The sequence below is a fragment of the Allobosea sp. UNC402CLCol genome, from assembly GCF_000745475.1.
GTDB lineage: Bacteria > Pseudomonadota > Alphaproteobacteria > Rhizobiales > Beijerinckiaceae > Allobosea > Allobosea spartocytisi.
Window position 1 is genome coordinate 245,163 of record NZ_JQJJ01000010.1, and the last position, 16,003, is coordinate 261,165.

Here is a 16,003-nt window from a genome sequence, read left to right on the forward strand (position 1 = left end):
TCAACGCTCGAGCGCGATATGGATATTGCCGAGGCCGTCGACCTCGGCTCTCTGGCTGGGGAGGATGACCGTCGTGCCGCTCATCTCCTCGACGATCGCCGGTCCCGCGAACGGCGTGCCGGCGGGCAGGAGCGCGCGCCGGTAGATCGGCGTCTCGACCCAGCCGTGATCGGGACCGAAATAGACCTGGCGCGTCTCGATCCGCGCGGCGTCGAGCGAGGTGCCGGTCGCGGGCGCCGTGCTTTCGCCCTTTCTGACATGGCAGACCGCCTTGAGCCGGACATTGACCACCTCGATGTCGCGCCCGTCCAGGCTGTAGCCGAACTGGTCGGCATGGGCGCGGTGGAACCGGCCGACGAAATCGTCGAGCAGGTCGCCCCGCAGATCGTCGAGCGGCACGGGGATGTAGTGGCTCTGGCCGCGATAGCGCGCATCGAGCGTGAAGAGCAGCTCCTGGCCGGAATGCGGGATCGCCTCCGTCGCCAGCCAGGCGCGGCCGGCCTCGGACAGTTCGGCGCCGAGCGCGACGAGGTCGGCCCAGCTTTCCGAACTCACGCGGATCAGCGCCGTGCGCACATAGTCGCGGCTGAGATCGGAGAGCAGGACGCCGCGCGCGCAAAGCGTGCCGGGCTCCTGCGGAACGACGATCTTGTCGAGGCCGCATTCCTCCGCGACGTCGGCGGCATGCAAGGGGCCGGCGCCGCCGAAGGCGAAGAGCGTGAAGGCGCCGAGATCATGCCCGTGCTCGATCGAGACGGAGCGGATCGCCCGGCTCATATTGGCGGTGGCGATGCTGACGATGCCGTAGGCGGCTTCCTCGACCGAGAGGCCGAGCGGGTCGGCGATCTGGCTGCGGATCGCCGCATAGGCGAGACCGCGATCGACCTTCATCCGCCCTTCCAGCAGGGCCACCGGGTTCAGCCGGCCGAGCACGATATTGGCGTCGGTCAGCGTGACCTCGGTACCGCCGCGCAGATAGGAGATCGGCCCCGGCATGGCGCCCGCGCTCATCGGCCCGACCTTCAGCGCCCCGGCATCGTCCAGCCGCGCGATGCTGCCGCCGCCGGCGCCGATGACATGGATGTCGACCATCGGCATCCGCACCGGGTGGCCGGCGACCAGCCGGCTCGAGGTGAACTGCGCCCGGCCGCCGGTGATCAGCGAGACGTCGGTGCTGGTGCCGCCGACATCGAAGGTGATGATCTCGCTCTCGCCGATCTCGGCGCCGATCCGGGCCGAGCCGATCACGCCTGCCGCCGGCCCCGACAGGCAGGTGAGCACCGGCAATTCCTCGACGGTCTGCACCGGCAGGAGCCCGCCATTGGAATGGAAGGTCAGCGGCTCGACGCGGATGCCGCAGGCCGCGATCTTCTCGCGCAGGCGATGCAGGTATTTCTGGGTGCGCGGGCCGACATAGGCGTTCAGGACCGTGGTCGAGAAGCGCTCATATTCGCGAAATTCGGCGACGACCTCGGAGGAGATGCTGACATAGAGATCGGGTGCGACGCGTGCGATCAGGTCGCGGACCGCGCGCTCATGCGCGGGGTTGCGGTAGGAATGCAGAAAGCCGACGGCGATGGCCTTCACGCCGCTGTCCCGCAGCTGGACGACGAGTGTCTCCACCGCCTCGAGATCGGGCGCGGTCAGTGGCGTTCCCGTCTTGTCGAGGCGCTCCTCGACCTCGACCCGGCGATGCCGCTCGACCAGCTCCTCGGGCTTGCGCACCGACCAGTCGAAGAGCGAGGGCCGGGTCTGGCGCCCGATGGCCAGGACGTCGCGGAAACCCCGGGTGGTCAGGAGCCCGGTCGGCACGCCGCGGCGCTCGATCACCATGTTCGTGGCGACGGTCGTGCCATGGCCGACATAGCCGACATCCTCCGGCGAGACCGCGTTGAGCTCCAACATCTCGACGATGCCCGAGGCGATGGCGCGCGAAGGATCGTCCGGCGTCGAAGGCACCTTGTGGAAGGCGGTCGGGCCGCCTTCGGTATCGACCATCACGAAGTCGGTGAAGGTTCCGCCCACATCCACGCCGATGCGATACATGCCGCCATTACCCCTCATGGTCATCCGGTCGGCCCGACGGTGTCGCGGGCCGGAGCGCTTTCGCGCCGAGATCGGCGATTGCGGCGGCGAGCGAGAGGCGGCCGCCAAGGGGCCGGTCTTTCCGGAATTGGCCCTGCAACGTCCCAGCCATCTGTTCCGCCATGTTGACGACGCTAGGGACGGGTATGGTATTATGTCCAATAGAAATTCGGCAGCACTCTATTCCCAAGGTTATAGTATGCCGCGCGCGATCAATCTTCGTCAGATCGAGATCTTCAAGGCGCTGATCGAGCACGGCACGGTCAGCCGGGCCGCCGAGGCGCTCTATATCTCGCAGCCGGCTGCGAGCAAGCTCCTGATGCAGCTCGAAAAAGACAACGGCCTCAAGCTCTTTGACCGCTACAAGGGGCGGCTGTTTCCGACGGCGCAGGGCTTGCGCCTGCATGAGGAGGTCGCGCGAATCTTCGTCGGGATGCGCCAGGTCGAAAGCGCGATCGGTCTGATCAAGCGCGAGGATCAGGGGCGGCTGGTGATCGGGGCCATCCCCGCTTTGAGCGGCGCCTATATGCAGCGCACGACGATGAGCTTCCTCAAGCGCAATCCCAATGTCTATTGCATGGTCAAGTCGCCGAGCTCGCAATGGATTCCCGAATACGTGCTGACGCGCGTCCTGGACATCGGGATCGTCACGGCCCGTGCCGCGAACCCCTACATCGTCACCGAACCGCTCTTCGAGCATCCGCTGCTCTGCATCATGCCGATGGACCATCCGCTCGCGGCGCTGAAGGTCATCCGGCCGGAGAACCTGCACGACGTTCCCTTCGTCGCCTTCAACACCGAGACCTATACCGGGCAGAAGGTCGCGAGCATGTTCGAGAGCTACAATGTCCGGACCCATGTCGTCCTGACCGCCGACTCCAATTCGACGCTCTGCCATTTCGTCGCGGCGGGGCTCGGGGTCTCGCTGGTGCATCCGCTCTTCATCGCGGGCGTGGAGAAGCAGGTCGTGGTGCGTCCGTTCGAGCCGACCATCCCGCTGGATTTCCTGGTCTGCTTCGCGCGCGACGCCCGCAACGTCCCGCTGATCGCGGACTTCGCCAACGAAGCCAAGGCGACGGCGACGAGCTTCATCGACGATCTGGCGAAGAGCTGGGCCTGACGCCGGCCTTCGGTTGCCGCGGCGGCGCGCGCCGCATGCGGTCAGTGCCGGTCGGCGCGCGGATCGAGCCAGTCGCGCAGCCAGTCGCCCAAGAGATTGACGCTGAGCACGGTGAGCATCAGGGCGAGGCCAGGCAGGGTGATGATCCACCAGGCGCTGGCGATATAGGTGCGCCCGTCGGCGAGCATCCGGCCCCAGCTCGGCGAGGGCGGCTGGATGCCGAGGCCGAGGAAGCTCAGGCCGGCTTCGAGCACGATGGTGCGCGCGAGTTCCAGCGTCGCGACGACGAAGACCGGCGTCAGGACGTTGGGCAGGATGTGGCGCAGCAGCAGGCGGGCATGGCCTGCGCCCATGGCGAGCGCCGCCTGGACGAATTCGCGTTCCCGGACGGTCAGGACTTGCGCCCTGACGATGCGGGCATAGCGGACCCAGCTGGTCAGGGCGAGCACGGCGATCAGGTTGTGCAGGCTGGGGCCGAGCGCGGCGACGACCAGAAGCGCCAGCAACATCAGCGGGAAGGCGAGCTGGATGTCGACCAGCCGCATCAGGATGCGGTCGTACCAGCCGCCGAAATAGCCGGCGACGAGGCCCAGAAACACGCCGACGATGCCGCCGAGGATCACGGCCGAGCCCGCGATGGTCAGGGTGACGCGGCTGCCGGCGATGATGCGGCTCAGGATGTCGCGGCCGAGCTGGTCGGTGCCGAAGGGGTGGGCGCCCAGCCCGGCCCAGGAGAGCGTCGGCGCCATCATCCGGGCCTTCAGATCGCCGCGCGTCGGGTCGGGCAGGCCGAGCCAGGGCCCGGCGAGCGCCAGCACAAGCAGGAGCACCAGCAAGGCGGCGCCGAGCAGGCCCAGCCAGTTCGCGCGCTGGCGATGCAGGAACGAGAGCAGCCTCATGATTCCTGCCGGATGCGCGGGTCGATCAGGGTGTAGAGCAGGTCGACCAGGAGATTGACCAGGACGAAGATGGTCGCGACCACGGCGACGCCGGCCTGCACGACCGGGAAATCCTTGGTCTCGATCGCCTGCACGATCAATCGCCCGACGCCCGGCCAGGCGAAGACGGTCTCGGTCACGGCGGCGCCGCCGAGAAGCTCGCCTGCGAGGATCCCGGTCATGGTGATGACCGGGATCAGCGAGTTGCGGCCGACATGCCAGATATAGACGCGGCGGGGGCTAAGGCCCTTCGCATAGGCCGTGCGGACATAGTCGTCGCGCATCACGTCGAGCATGGAGGAGCGCAGCAGGCGCGCGATGCTGGCCGTGGTGAAGCAGGCCAATGTCACCGAGGGCAGGACAAGGTTCTGCCATTCGCCGTAGCCGCCTGTCGGGAACCAGCCGAGCTGCACCGCGAAGAGCAGGATCAGCATGATGCCGAGCCAGAAGGAGGGCGTCGCCTGGCCGAGCAGCGCCACGAGCAGGACCAGCCCCTCGATCGCGGATCCCCGATAGATCGCGGCGAGCGCGCCGGCCATGCCGCCGATCAGCACGCCGATCGCCAGCGCGCAGCCGGCGAGCAGGGCCGTGGCCGGCAGCCTTTCGAGCACGACGTCGAGCGCCGGGCGCGCGAACTGGAAGGACTGGCCGAAATCGCCCTTCAGCGCATGGAGGAGGAAGGTCAGATATTGCTGCAGCAGCGGCTGGTCGAGCCCGAGCTGCGTGCGCAGCTCGTGCATTTGCGCTTCCGTCGCGCCGATCGGCAGCAGCAGCACGGCGGGGTCGCCGAGCAGCCGCGAGACGACGAAGACGATCGTGACCACGCCCCAGATCGCGATCAGGCCTTCGCCGAGGCGGGAGGTCAGGTGGCGCGGCATCCGGCGGCCTCCATCGTCAGACGATCCTCAGAGCTTCAGCCCGTAGATTTCCACGGCCGCCTCGCGCGAGATCCGCTCCTCGCGCAGATCGCGCTCGACCAGCGCGCGGTCGCGCTTTTTCGGATCGCCGAAGCCGCCGCCGCCGGCCGCGACCATGCCGACCCATTCGCCCGGCTGCAGGATGCCGGCGCGGCGGTCGAGCGGCTTGGCGCCGGGCGAGAGCTCGACGCGCGCGGTCAGGCCGTCCTGGCCACCCTTGAGGCCGAAGGGCGGCACGATGCTGTTGGTGCCGCCGGCCGAGATGCGGGCGGTGTGGTCGAGCATCTCGACGCGCCGCCTGAGCGTCATGCCGCCGCGATACTGGCCCGCGCCGCCGGAATCCTGCACCAGCTCGTAGCACTTCACCATGACGGGGTGCTCGATCTCGAGCGCCTCGATCGGCAGATTGGCGGTGTTGGTCGTGTTCACCTGCACGCCGTCGAGCCCGTCCTTGTCGGCGCGCGCGCCCATGCCGCCGCCATGCATCTCGTTATAGACGTAGAAGCGGCCGGTGCGCGGATGGATTCCGCTGGTGGTCAGGAGCGTGCCGCCGGTCGAGGCGGCGGCGATGCGCTCTGGCACGACATCGGCGAGCGCGGCGAAGATCATGTCGACGAGGCGCTGGCCGATATCGGTGCGGCTGTAGACGGCCGCCGGCGGCGTCGAATTCAGCACGGAGCCCAGCGGCGCAGAGACATGGATCGGCCGGTGGAAGCCCGAATTGGCCGGCAGATCGGGATCGACGATCGCCTTCACGGCGAAATACACCGTCGCCAGCAGCGCCGTATAGACCATGTTGATGGGGGCGCGGACCTGTTCGGGCGCATCGGGGAAGTCGATGAAGATCTCGTCGCCCTTGACCTCGATCACCACCTTCAGGTCCATCACGCCATCGATCAGGTTGCTGTCGAAGTCGTGGCGGAAGCTGTAGGTGCCGTCCGGAATCTGGGCGATGCCGGCGCGGGTGCGCCGCTCGGTATAGTCCAGCACCTGCGCGCCGGCGGCGCGCACCGTCTCGGCGCCGTATTTGTCGCAGAGCGCCTGGTAGCGCTGCACGCCGAGGCGATTGGCCGCCATCTGGGCGCGGAAGTCGTTGATGCGCTCGCGCGGAACCTGGCAGTTCAGCAGGATGAGCTGCATCAGGTCTTCCTGCAGCACGCCCTCGCGATAGAGCCTGACCGGCGGGATGCGCAGGCCCTCCTGGAAGATATGGGCGTGGCCGCGATCGACGAAGTCGGAATGGTGGGCGAGGTTCGTCACCCAGGCGACGAGCTTGTCGCCATGGAAGATCGGCTCGAGGAAGACGATGTCGTTGAGATGCGTGCCGCCGCCGGTATAGGCGTCGTTGCCGACGAAGACGTCTCCCGGACGCACGGTCGAGAGATCGTGGTTCTTGAAGACGTGCTCGGCGATGCCGAGCAGCGAGCCGAGATGCACCGGGATATGCTCGGCCTGGGCGATGGTGCGCCCGGCGGCGTCGAACAGCGCGGTCGAGCAGTCCTGCCGCTCCTTGATGTTGGTCGAATAGGCCGCGCGGATGATCGCCTTGCCCATCTCCTCGACGATGGTGGTGAGCGCGCTGCCGATGACCTCGACGGTGATCGGGTCGAGCTGCGTCTTGGCTTTGTCCAGCATGGTCAGCCCTCGATGATGAGGTTGAGATGGGCATCGACCGTCGCGACCTGTCCCGGCAGGACGAGCGTGGTCGAATCCATCTGGTCGATGATGGCGGGGCCGGTCACCTCATGGCTCGGGCCGAGCAAGGCGCGGTCATAGATCGGGCAGTTGGTGAAGCCGCCGGTTTCCGGCAGCCAGACCTCGCGCCAGCCGGTGATCGCGACATTGCTCGTGCCGGAGGCCGGGGGATAGGCCTTGAGGTCGGCCTTGGGCACGAGGCCGACCGCCTCGATGCGCAAGGTCGTGACCTGCACCGGCTCCTCGGCGGCGACATAGCCATAGACCTGCTTGTGGATGCGCTCGAACTCCGCGCGCAGCGTCACGAGGGCGGCCGCGTCGATCGGGCCGGCGGGGCAGGGCACGGTGAGCTCGTAGCCCTGGCCGCCATAGCGCATGTCGACGGAGCGGATCAGCGAGCGGCGCTCCTCGGGGATCGCCTCCTGCGCGAACCAGTCCTGCCCGCGCTCCTCGAGGCCGGCGAAGCCGCTCTCCATGCCCGGCGCGCCGGCCTCGCTCAGGGGCAGGAGCCGCGTCAGCGAGAGATTGGTGCGCAGATCGGTGAGCAGCAGGCCGAGCGCGCACATGATGCCCGGATATTTCGGGACGACGAGGCGCGGGATCTCCAGCTCGCGGGCGAGCCGGGCGGCATGGATCGGGCCGGCGCCACCGAAGCCGAGCATGACATAGTCGCGCGGATCATAGCCGCGCTCGACCGAGATCACGCGGATGGCCTTGGCCATATTGGCGATGACGACGCTGATGATGCCCTGGGCCGTCTCCATGACGCCGAGGCCGAGTTGGTCGGCGAGGCGCCCGATCGCCGCCTTGGCGCGGGCCTGGTCGATCTTCATGCGGCCGTTCAGGAGATGCGTCGGGTTCAGCACCTGCAGCACGACATTGGCGTCGGTGACGGTCGGCTCCTCGTTGCCGCGCCCGTAGCAGACCGGGCCGGGATCGGCGGCGGCCGAACGCGGACCGACCTTGAGCAGGCCGCCGGCATCGATATGGGCGATCGAGCCGCCGCCGGCGCCGACCGTGTGGATGTCGAGCATCGGCAGCTTGAGCGGATAGCCGTGGACGACGGCATCGTTCGACATTTGCGGCCGGCCGCGGTCGATCAGCGAGACGTCGGTCGAGGTGCCGCCCATGTCGAAGGTGATGATGTTGTCGAAGCCGGAAAGGCCGCCAACGGACAACGCGCCGATGACGCCGGCCGCCGGCCCCGAGAGCACGGTGCGCGCCGGGAAGTTCTGCGCGACCTCCGACGAGATCACGCCGCCATTCGACTGGGTCAGATGCGGATGGGCGTCGATGCCGATCTCAGCCAGCCGCGGCTGCAGCTTCGAGAGATAGGACTTCATGATCGGGCCGAGATAGGCGTTCACGACCGTGGTCGAGAGCCGCTCATATTCGCGGAATTCGGGCGCGACCTCATGCGAGATCGAGACGAAGGCGCCCGGCATCTCCTCGGCCAGGATCTCCTTGACACGCTTCTCATGCGCCGGCTCGACGAAGGAGAACAGGAAGCAGACGGCGACCGTGGTGATGCCGTCCGCCTTGAGCTTGCGGGCGGCGGCGCGCACCTCCTCCTCGTCGAGCGGGGTATGGATGCTGCCGTCGAAGCGCACGCGCTCGCTGACCTCGAGGCGCTTGTCGCGCGATACCAGGATGCGCGGCTTCTGCGTCTGGATGTCGTAGAGGGAATCGCGCTTCTGCCGGCGCAGTTCCAGCACGTCGCGAAAGCCCTTGGTGGTGATGAGGCCCGTCTCGGCGCCGCGCCCGACGATCAGCGCATTGGTCGCGACCGTCGTGCCATGGCCGAAATAGACGACGTCGACCTTCCGCCCCGTCGCCTTGGCGACCTCTGCGACGCCCTGCTCGATGCCGCCGGCGATGCCCAGCGAAGGGTCCTGCGGCGTGCTCGACACCTTCCAGACATGGATCTCGCCATGCGTCTCGTCGAACATGCAGACATCGGTGAAGGTGCCGCCGGAATCGACGCCGACGCGCAGCTTCAGGGTGGTTTTGTCTTGAACGGTCATGACTTTGTCGCGATCCGGTTGATCGGAAATTCAGGCAAGGCTCCGCCGCCGGCGAGCCGATGAGGCCCGCCGCTCAGGTCGTTCGAGGGACGTTCAGCGCGTCTTGATGTCGATCGCGCGGACCCAGTCGTCGCCGCGCGCCTGCCAGGCGATGGTCTTGGACTGGGCGTAGGTGATCGGCGTGAAGAACATGAAGATCGAGGGCGAATCCTCGCAGAGCTGCTTGGTCAGCTTGCGATAGAGCCCCAGACGCCTGATCGGATTATTGGTCGAACGGGCCGCCTTCGCATCCTCGTTGAAGCTGTCGTTCTCCCAGTAGGATTGTGGGTTCTCCTTCTCCCAGAAGTTCAGGAGCCCGCCTGCGTCGAGCGTCGGCCACCCCAGGCCGAAATAGGCGGAGTCGCCGAGATTCTTGCCGACGATGTACTTGTTCATGAAGGCGCCGAATTCCATCTCGCGCAGCTTCACGGTGACGCCGATCTCGCCGAGCTGGGAGGCGACGACCTGGGCGATGTCGGAAGCCTGGATGTAGCGCCCGGTCGGCACTTCCAGATCCATGGTCAGGCCGTTGGCGAAGCCGGCCTCGGCCAAGAGCTTCTTGGCCTCGGCGGGATCGTAGGGGACGGGCTTCAGATCGGGGTTGTAGCCGAAATAGACCGGGGACAGCGGCTGGCAGGCGCTGATCTGGGCCAGGCCGTCGAGCAGCCCGTCATTGATCGCCTTGCGGTCGATGCCGAGATTGAGCGCGCGCCAGAGCTTCGGGTTGTCCTTGAACGGCGCCTTCAGCCCGTTGAGCTTGATGAACATGCCGCGCGTGCCGGCGACCGAGGAGGCCTCGGCCTTGCCGCCCGCCTTGATGCGCGCGATCTCGGAGGTCGGGAAGCCGGTGATGAGATCGACATCGCCGGCCTGGAGCGCGGCGATGCGCGAGGAATCCTCGGGGATGATGCGGAAGGTGACGTTGTCGAAGGCCGGCTTCTCGCCCCAGTAGTCCTGGCGCGCCTTCAGCACGATGCGGTCGCCGCTGGCGAAACGGACGAGCTCATAGGGGCCGCTGCCGAGCGCCGCCACGGAGGGGTTGTTCTGCTGCGTCCATTTCGGCGGCATCAGCAGGAACATCGACATCTGGTCGGGCAGGTCGGGATAGGCGCCCTTGGTGACGAACTCGACGGTGGTCGGGGAGATGACCCGGACCTCGTTGATCGCGGCGAACCAGGGCTTGTTGCGCGCGCCGGTCTTGGGGTCGAGCACACGCTCGACATTCCATTTCACGGCCTCCGCATCGAGCTTCTCGCCGTTCGAGAAGGTCACGCCCTCGCGCAGGGTGAATTGCCAGGCGGTGTCGCCGATCGCCTGCCATTTGGTGGCGAGGCCCGGCCGCAGCTTCAGGTCGGGGCCGCGATCGACCAGCGGGGTGTAGATATGGGCGGCGACGCTGAGGTCGGTACCGACCGTCGTCGACTTGTCGGGATCGAGCGTGTTGACGTTGCTCGACAGCGCGATCGTCAGGTCGCGCGCCAAGGCGGGGGAGAGAAGGGCGGTTGAGCTCATCGCGAAGGCGAGAGCGGCGGCGAGGCTGTGGGCCCGGTTGCGCATGACGATCCCCTGTGCTTGACTTTGGCGCCAATCTTGAATTCACGATTGGCATCTGTCAATCTCGGTCTATGGATGTTTTTGCTCAATCGGCGGGCACGGGCAGTGAGCTTCACCTCCGGATGCCTGCAGGCGAATTGCGGTCGGGCGGCAAAGCGGGTGATGATGGCCGGGGGAACATGCTCGGATTCGTCTTTTGGAACACGGCGCGATGGTTTTGGTGACTGAGCAGGGCGGCAGGACGGCTGGCGAGGCGGGCGGCAAGCGCGCCGCCGGCGGCAGCGCCTCGCGGGCGCGCGAACTCGCAAAGCTGATCGAGAAGGACATCAGCACGGGCCGGCTCAGCGCCGGCTCCTGGCTGAAGCAGGTCGATCTCGAAGCGCAGTACAGCGCCTCACGGCTCGACATCCGCCAGGCGCTGGACCGGCTCGAGGAGAAGGGCTTCGTCAAGCTGGAGGCCAATCGCGGCTACCGCGTCGAGAGTTTCGACAAGGAGCGCTTCCGCAATGTGGTGACGATCCGCGCGATCCTGGAGGTCGCGGCCGCCGCGGAGGTGCTGAAGCATATCGATGAGGCGGGGCTGCAACGCTTGCTGCTGCGCGCTGACGCCTTCGCCGAAGCCGTCAATGCCGGGACCGTGGTCGCGCAGGAGGAGGCGAACTACGCCTTCCATGCCGTGATGCTGGAATTCTGCCCGAACCGCGACCTCGTCTCGATGATCTTCGATTTGCGTAGCCGGGTGCCCGTCACGTTGACGCGCGAGAAGAACACCGCCGCCCTGCTCGCCAATACGGTGAGCGAGCACTACGAGATCGTCGAACGCCTGCGCGAGCGCGACAAGCCCGGGCTGGAGGCCGTCGTCCACAAGCATGTGATGGGCGGTCTCGAAGTCGTCTGACATCACCCGAGGGAATTGAGCCATGCGCGTCGCCATCATCGGCTTCGGCGGAATCGGGCGCGGCTATGCCGCCTACCTGACCGCCCAAGGGCATGAGCCTGTGATCTGGTCGCCGAGCGGAGCGGCCCTGGCCGATTTCGCCGAGGACGCATCGCTGACCGTCACCGGCAAGCTCGAAACCGCCGTGCCGTTGCGCATCGCCCGCGATTGCGCCGAGGCCGTCGCGGGGACCGAGGTGGTCATCGTCGCGGTGCAGGCGAATGGCTTCAAGACGGTGCTCGATGCGCTCGCACCGCATCTTGTCGCCGGGCAGACCGTCATCATCAGCGCCCATTGCTCCTTCGCGGCGCTCCATCTGCACCGCCTGCTGCAGGAGCGGGGCGTCGACGTCCCGATCGCGGCCTGGGCGACGACGGCGCTGACTGCGCGCAAGAGCGGGCCGCGCAGCGTCCATGTCTCGGGCATCCGGGCGAAGCTCGACGTCGCCACCTTGCCGGTTCGCCATGCGCAGGCGGGCCTCGATGCCTGCCGCGCCCTGTTCGGCGATCGCTTCGAGCCGCGCGAGGATGTGCTCGCGATCATGCTCAGCAACCTCAACCCGCCGGCCCATGTCGCCAACATGCTGGGCAACCTGACCCGTGCCGAGCGCGGCGAGGACTGGCCCAATTACGGCTCGATCACCCAGGGCGTCGGCCGCATCGTCGATGCCATGGATGTCGAGCGCCTGGCGCTGGCCGGGGCCTTCGGCCTGTCGGTCCGCAGCGTGCAGGACCACTATGTGCATTCCTTCGGCGTGGCGCCGGGCCCGGTCGGCGAGATGGCGGCGGCCGTCTACAGGAACCGCCCGGAGCTGCTCGGCCCCAAGACGCTGGACACCCGCTTCATCACCGAGGACGTGCCCTTTGGCCTGGTGCCGCTCGAGGCCTTGGGGCAGGTCACCGGCGTGGCGCTGCCGCTGCATCAGGCCGGTATCGCCCTGTTCGACGCGATCTGCGCCCGGAACTTCCGCGCCGAGAACGATCTGCTGCCGGCGCTCGACCTTGGCCGGTTCTCCGCCGCGCAGCTCCAGCGGGAGCTGCGCGGGGACTGATCCCGCTCTAGTCCGCCACCGGCTCTCCGAGCGTGTGCATCAGCCGGTTGGCCCAGCCGAAGATCGAGGCGGAGAGGATGAGGTCGAGGATCTCGACCTCGGACAGGCCGACCTCGCGCAATGCCGCAAGCTCCGCCGGGCCGGCGGCGGGCGGTGATTGCGAGAGCTTCACGGCGAAGTCGAAGATCGCCTGATGCTGCTCCTCGAGCTCGGCCTGCGTGCCCGCCGCGAAGATCGTCTCCATCACCTCCGGGCGCTTGGTGAGCTGGTTGAAGCGCGAGGCATGCACCGCGGCGCAGTAGACGCAGGCATTGACGACCGAGGCCGCCACGGCGCCGAGCTCGCGCTCCGCCGAGGACAGGCCGCCCTTGCCGTACATGATCGCGTTGAAGAGCGGCGAGCGCACCTTCAGCGATTCCGGATCATGCGCCAGCGTCAGCACATAGGCCGAGATCTTCTTGTTCGACGGCGTCACCTGCATCGCCTCGAGCTGCTCGGGCGTCGCCTTGTCGATCTCGACGGGCGTGACATAGGGCTGCCAGCGCGGAACCGTCGCGGTGAATTCGTGGACGACCTTGCTCATCGGGAGGCTCCCAGCAGGCGCAGCCCGGCGATGACGCGGGCCTGATAGTTGACGAAGGCGGCCAGTTCCGCGAGCCGGACGACATCGGGTTCAGTGATGCCGGCCGCGACGAGCGCAGCGACATCCCCCTTCGTCGCCTCCCGCGTCCGGGCGGTGAGGATGTCGATGTGGCGGACCAAAGCGGCGAGCCGGGCATCGGCGCCGGCCTGGCTCGCGTCCTCGCCGGCAGCGATCGCGGCGAGGACCGGCGTTTCGCCGGCATCCGCCAGCAAGGCCCGGTAATGCGCCGCCAGGGCGTCGTCGCGATTGACGGAGGCCATGCGCGTCGCCAGCGCGGCGCGCTCGGCATGGCTGAGGCCGCCCGGCTCGCGGGGCAGCAGCACCGCATCGTGGCTGGCCTGGCTCAATTCCATGATTTGCGCCCGCTGTGCCAGCGCCTCGGCGAGGGGCGAGCCTGCCCCGACGCCGGCCAGGGTCTCGATCAAAGTCATTCCATCCTCCGCGCAAGGCGGGCGTCTCGTCGCCCGGTCGAATAATGCTTGACGCGTATCATGATGTCCATATCATTCGAATTTGGAATTATGGATGCCATGGATCTGCGCCAGCTCGAAGCCTTCGCCGCCGTCATGTCCGCCGGGAGCATCACCGGCGCGGCGCGGCTGCTCGGGCGCTCGCAACCGGCTCTGACCCGCCTGATCCAGGATCTTGAAGCCTCCCTCGGCTTCGGCCTGCTGCATCGCGCCGGGCCGCGCGTCACCCCGACCGGGCAGGGCCTGCGCTTCTACCAGGAGGTCGAGCCGGTGATCGCCTGGCTGCGGCTGCTGCGCGAGCGGGCCGACGCCATCGCGCAGGAGCGGCCGCCTTCGCTGTCCGTCGCCGCCATCGCCGCCTTCTCCGGCATGCTGCCGGCTGCGCTCGCCCGCCTGGATGGAGACAGCCTCCCCGACCGGATCCATGTCCGGACCGCCATCGCCGAGCAGGTCGTGGAGGCGGTTGCCACGCAGGGCTGCGAAATCGGCATCGCCAGCCTGCCGGTCGAGCACCCGGCGATCGACATTCACTGGATCGGCGAGGCGCCCTGCGTGGCTGTCGTCGCGGCGGACGATCCGCTCGCCGGCAGCGACCGCATTCCGCTCGCGAGCCTGGCGGGTCGCCGGCTGATCACCATGGCGAATCCGTTCCGCTGGCGCCGCCGTCTCGATATGGCGCTGGCGGAGCGTGGCATCGTGCCGGCCGCGATCCTCGACAGCAACACCGCGCAGACCGCCATCATGTCGGCGCGGGCGGGCCTCGGCATTGCGGTCGTCGAGCCGGTCATGGCCCATGGCGTGCCGGTGGAAGGGGTGGCGATCCGCACGCTCGACCTGTCGATACCTTTCTTCTGGGCGGTCTTCTCGCCTTATGGCCGGCCGTTGAGCGGCCTGGCTTCGGGCCTTGTCGAGGCGCTCGAGACGATTTCACGCGAGACGCTGCCGGGCTTCGTCCGGCACGCCGCGACGGCCCGCGACCGGCTGATGGCCGACGCCCTGGGCTCTTCTCCCCATCCGAAAGACCTTGCGCCATGAACGCCAACACGCCGCCGGCCATCGGCCTGCGCCAGCTCGAATTGCGGTTGCGACAGGACCTCTCCTGGCTGGAATGGCCCGCCAAGAGCTGGGTGCCGCCGCGTACCTTCGCCGGAGAGCCCGTCACCGACGTCGTGATCGTCGGGGCCGGGATGTGCGGGCTCGCCGCGGCGGCGGCGCTGAAGGGGCTCGGCATCGCGAATCTGCTGGTGCTCGACAAGGCGCCGGCCGGCCGCGAAGGGCCCTGGGTGACCTTCGCGCGCATGGAAACGCTGCGCTCGCCCAAGCAGCTCACGGGCCCGGCGCTCGGCCTGCCGGCCCTGACCTTCCGCGCCTGGTACGAGGCACAGTTCGGCCAGGACGCCTGGAACGCGCTGGGCAAGATCCCGCGGCGGCAATGGATGGAATACCTCGCCTGGTATCGCCGCGTGCTCGACCTGCCGGTCCGCAACGAGGTCGAGCTTCTCGCCGTGGAGCCCGGCCCCGAGGAGCTGCTGACGCTGCGCCTGCGCGAAGCCGGCGCCGAGCGCGTCATCCGCGCCCGCCATCTCGTGCTGGCGACCGGCCGCGACGGGCTCGGCGGCCCCTTCGTGCCGGAAATTGTCTCCGGTATCGACCGCAAGCTCTGGGCCCATAGCTCGGAGGAGGTCGATTTCGAGGCTCTCAGAGGCAAGCGGATCGGGGTCGTCGGCGCCGGGGCCTCTGCCATGGACAATGCGGCCGAGGCTCTCGAACGGGGCGCTGGCAGCCTCGATCTCTTCGTTCGCCGCAAGGACCTGCCGCGCGTCAACAAGTTCACGGGCATCGGCAGCCAGGGCGTGGTCCATGGTTTCGCTGCCCTGCCGGACGAGTGGAAATGGCGCTTCCTCGACCATGCGATGAAGGCGCAGACGCCGCCGCCGCGCGATTCGACGCTGCGGGTTTCGCGCCATCCGCAGGCGCGCTTCCATCTCGGCAGCCCGATCCTGAGCCTGGAGGAGCGGGACGGCCATCTCGTCCTGACCACGCCGAGCGGTGCCTATCCGCTCGATTTCCTGATCCTGGCGACAGGTTTCCAGGTCGATCTCGGCCTGCGGCCGGAGCTCGCGGCCTTCGCGCCCTTCATCCGCTTCTGGAAGCACCGCTATACGCCGCCGACCGGCCTCGACAATGCGGAGCTCGCCAATGCCCCGGATCTCGGGCCCGGCTTCGAGTTCCAGGAACGCGAGCCCGGCTCCTGCCCGGCGCTGTCGCGGATCCACTGCTTCAACTATCCGGCGATGCTCTCCCACGGGAAGCTCTCGGGCGACATCCCGGCCGTCAGCGACGGCGCGGATCGCCTTGCGCGCAGCATCACCGCCGGGCTGTTCAGCGAGGATCGCGAGACGCATTACGCCGCGCTCGTCGCCTATGACACGCCGGAGCTGCTGGGTGACGAGTGGACGGTCGCGCCGCACTCGGCGGCTTCGGGCTGACAATTTAGATGGTGCTCTTCATTTTGCTTTAGCTGGATAAC

13 protein-coding genes are annotated in these 16,003 nt (G+C 67.9%); 5 read left to right on the forward strand and 8 right to left on the reverse strand.

The genetic code is table 11. The features are described from left to right. Window positions 1-2,070, reverse strand: a complete 2,070-nt coding sequence (locus GY40_RS13180; protein WP_248311162.1) for a hydantoinase/oxoprolinase family protein — start codon at window positions 2,068-2,070, stop codon at window positions 1-3. A gap of 214 nt (window positions 2,071-2,284) precedes the next feature. On the opposite strand from GY40_RS13180, the gene GY40_RS13185 reads away from it, so the two are divergent. Continuing rightward, window positions 2,285-3,205, forward strand: coding sequence for a LysR substrate-binding domain-containing protein (locus GY40_RS13185; RefSeq protein WP_038362954.1), 921 nt, complete (start codon window positions 2,285-2,287; stop codon window positions 3,203-3,205). A 41-nt stretch (window positions 3,206-3,246) separates the two neighbouring features. Here GY40_RS13185 and GY40_RS13190 read toward each other — a convergent pair whose 3' ends face one another. The 5 genes from GY40_RS13190 to GY40_RS13210 all read right to left on the reverse strand — a co-directional run bounded on the left by GY40_RS13190 (window position 3,247) and on the right by GY40_RS13210 (window position 10,375). Next, window positions 3,247-4,104, reverse strand: a complete 858-nt coding sequence (locus GY40_RS13190) for an ABC transporter permease (RefSeq protein WP_051987962.1) — start codon at window positions 4,102-4,104, stop codon at window positions 3,247-3,249. Then, a complete protein-coding gene (locus GY40_RS13195) occupies window positions 4,101-5,021 on the reverse strand; it encodes an ABC transporter permease (RefSeq protein ID WP_038362956.1) in 921 nt (306 codons plus the stop codon). The genes GY40_RS13190 and GY40_RS13195 overlap by 4 nt, the downstream gene beginning before the upstream one ends. A 27-nt stretch (window positions 5,022-5,048) precedes the next feature. After that, entirely contained in the window at window positions 5,049-6,695 is a 1,647-nt protein-coding gene (locus GY40_RS13200) for a hydantoinase B/oxoprolinase family protein (protein WP_038362957.1), read from the reverse strand. Window positions 6,696-6,697: 2 nt separating this feature from the next. Then, window positions 6,698-8,779 (reverse strand): hydantoinase/oxoprolinase family protein, encoded by a 2,082-nt coding sequence (locus GY40_RS13205; RefSeq protein ID WP_038362959.1) that lies wholly within the window; start codon window positions 8,777-8,779, stop codon window positions 6,698-6,700. Window positions 8,780-8,872: 93 nt separating this feature from the next. Beyond that, the gene (locus tag GY40_RS13210) at window positions 8,873-10,375 is read right to left on the reverse strand and encodes an ABC transporter substrate-binding protein (protein WP_038362962.1); all 1,503 of its coding nucleotides are present in this window, start codon (window positions 10,373-10,375) and stop codon (window positions 8,873-8,875) included. Window positions 10,376-10,583: 208 nt separating this feature from the next. Between GY40_RS13210 and GY40_RS13215 the strand changes: the two genes are divergently transcribed. Both GY40_RS13215 and GY40_RS13220 read left to right on the forward strand, forming a co-directional pair. Beyond that, the gene (locus GY40_RS13215) at window positions 10,584-11,270 is read left to right on the forward strand and encodes a GntR family transcriptional regulator (protein ID WP_051987964.1); all 687 of its coding nucleotides are present in this window, start codon (window positions 10,584-10,586) and stop codon (window positions 11,268-11,270) included. Window positions 11,271-11,292: 22 nt separating this feature from the next. Continuing rightward, window positions 11,293-12,360 carry an NAD/NADP octopine/nopaline dehydrogenase family protein gene (locus tag GY40_RS13220; protein WP_038362964.1) on the forward strand — a complete coding sequence of 356 codons (1,068 nt, stop codon included), beginning with the start codon at window positions 11,293-11,295 and terminating at the stop codon, window positions 12,358-12,360. A gap of 7 nt (window positions 12,361-12,367) precedes the next feature. Here GY40_RS13220 and GY40_RS13225 read toward each other — a convergent pair whose 3' ends face one another. Then, the gene (locus tag GY40_RS13225) at window positions 12,368-12,943 is read right to left on the reverse strand and encodes a peroxidase-related enzyme (RefSeq protein WP_038362966.1); all 576 of its coding nucleotides are present in this window, start codon (window positions 12,941-12,943) and stop codon (window positions 12,368-12,370) included. Next, window positions 12,940-13,434 (reverse strand): CMD domain protein, encoded by a 495-nt coding sequence (locus tag GY40_RS13230; RefSeq protein WP_038362968.1) that lies wholly within the window; start codon window positions 13,432-13,434, stop codon window positions 12,940-12,942. Before GY40_RS13230 ends, GY40_RS13225 begins: the two co-directional genes overlap by 4 nt. A gap of 99 nt (window positions 13,435-13,533) precedes the next feature. Here GY40_RS13230 and GY40_RS13235 point away from each other — a divergent pair, with 99 nt between their 5' ends. Together GY40_RS13235 and GY40_RS13240 are read left to right on the forward strand one after the other, a co-directional pair. Beyond that, window positions 13,534-14,508, forward strand: a complete 975-nt coding sequence (locus GY40_RS13235; protein WP_051988154.1) for a LysR family transcriptional regulator — start codon at window positions 13,534-13,536, stop codon at window positions 14,506-14,508. Next, window positions 14,505-15,962 carry an NAD(P)-binding domain-containing protein gene (locus GY40_RS13240; protein ID WP_038362970.1) on the forward strand — a complete coding sequence of 486 codons (1,458 nt, stop codon included), beginning with the start codon at window positions 14,505-14,507 and terminating at the stop codon, window positions 15,960-15,962. Before GY40_RS13235 ends, GY40_RS13240 begins: the two co-directional genes overlap by 4 nt. Window positions 15,963-16,003 lie beyond the last annotated feature (41 nt).

Excerpts from the sequence above, each read along its gene's own strand:
- GY40_RS13180 (WP_248311162.1), bottom strand. The coding sequence starts at position 2,070 with ATGACCATGAGGGGTAATGGCGGCATGTATCGCATCGGCGTGGATGTG.
- GY40_RS13185 (WP_038362954.1), top strand. The coding sequence starts at position 2,285 with ATGCCGCGCGCGATCAATCTTCGTCAGATCGAGATCTTCAAGGCGCTG.
- GY40_RS13190 (WP_051987962.1), bottom strand. The coding sequence starts at position 4,104 with ATGAGGCTGCTCTCGTTCCTGCATCGCCAGCGCGCGAACTGGCTGGGC.
- GY40_RS13195 (WP_038362956.1), bottom strand. The coding sequence starts at position 5,021 with ATGCCGCGCCACCTGACCTCCCGCCTCGGCGAAGGCCTGATCGCGATC.
- GY40_RS13200 (WP_038362957.1), bottom strand. The coding sequence starts at position 6,695 with ATGCTGGACAAAGCCAAGACGCAGCTCGACCCGATCACCGTCGAGGTC.
- GY40_RS13205 (WP_038362959.1), bottom strand. The coding sequence starts at position 8,779 with ATGACCGTTCAAGACAAAACCACCCTGAAGCTGCGCGTCGGCGTCGAT.
- GY40_RS13210 (WP_038362962.1), bottom strand. The coding sequence starts at position 10,375 with ATGCGCAACCGGGCCCACAGCCTCGCCGCCGCTCTCGCCTTCGCGATG.
- GY40_RS13215 (WP_051987964.1), top strand. The coding sequence starts at position 10,584 with ATGGTTTTGGTGACTGAGCAGGGCGGCAGGACGGCTGGCGAGGCGGGC.
- GY40_RS13220 (WP_038362964.1), top strand. The coding sequence starts at position 11,293 with ATGCGCGTCGCCATCATCGGCTTCGGCGGAATCGGGCGCGGCTATGCC.
- GY40_RS13225 (WP_038362966.1), bottom strand. The coding sequence starts at position 12,943 with ATGAGCAAGGTCGTCCACGAATTCACCGCGACGGTTCCGCGCTGGCAG.
- GY40_RS13230 (WP_038362968.1), bottom strand. The coding sequence starts at position 13,434 with ATGACTTTGATCGAGACCCTGGCCGGCGTCGGGGCAGGCTCGCCCCTC.
- GY40_RS13235 (WP_051988154.1), top strand. The coding sequence starts at position 13,534 with ATGGATCTGCGCCAGCTCGAAGCCTTCGCCGCCGTCATGTCCGCCGGG.
- GY40_RS13240 (WP_038362970.1), top strand. The coding sequence starts at position 14,505 with ATGAACGCCAACACGCCGCCGGCCATCGGCCTGCGCCAGCTCGAATTG.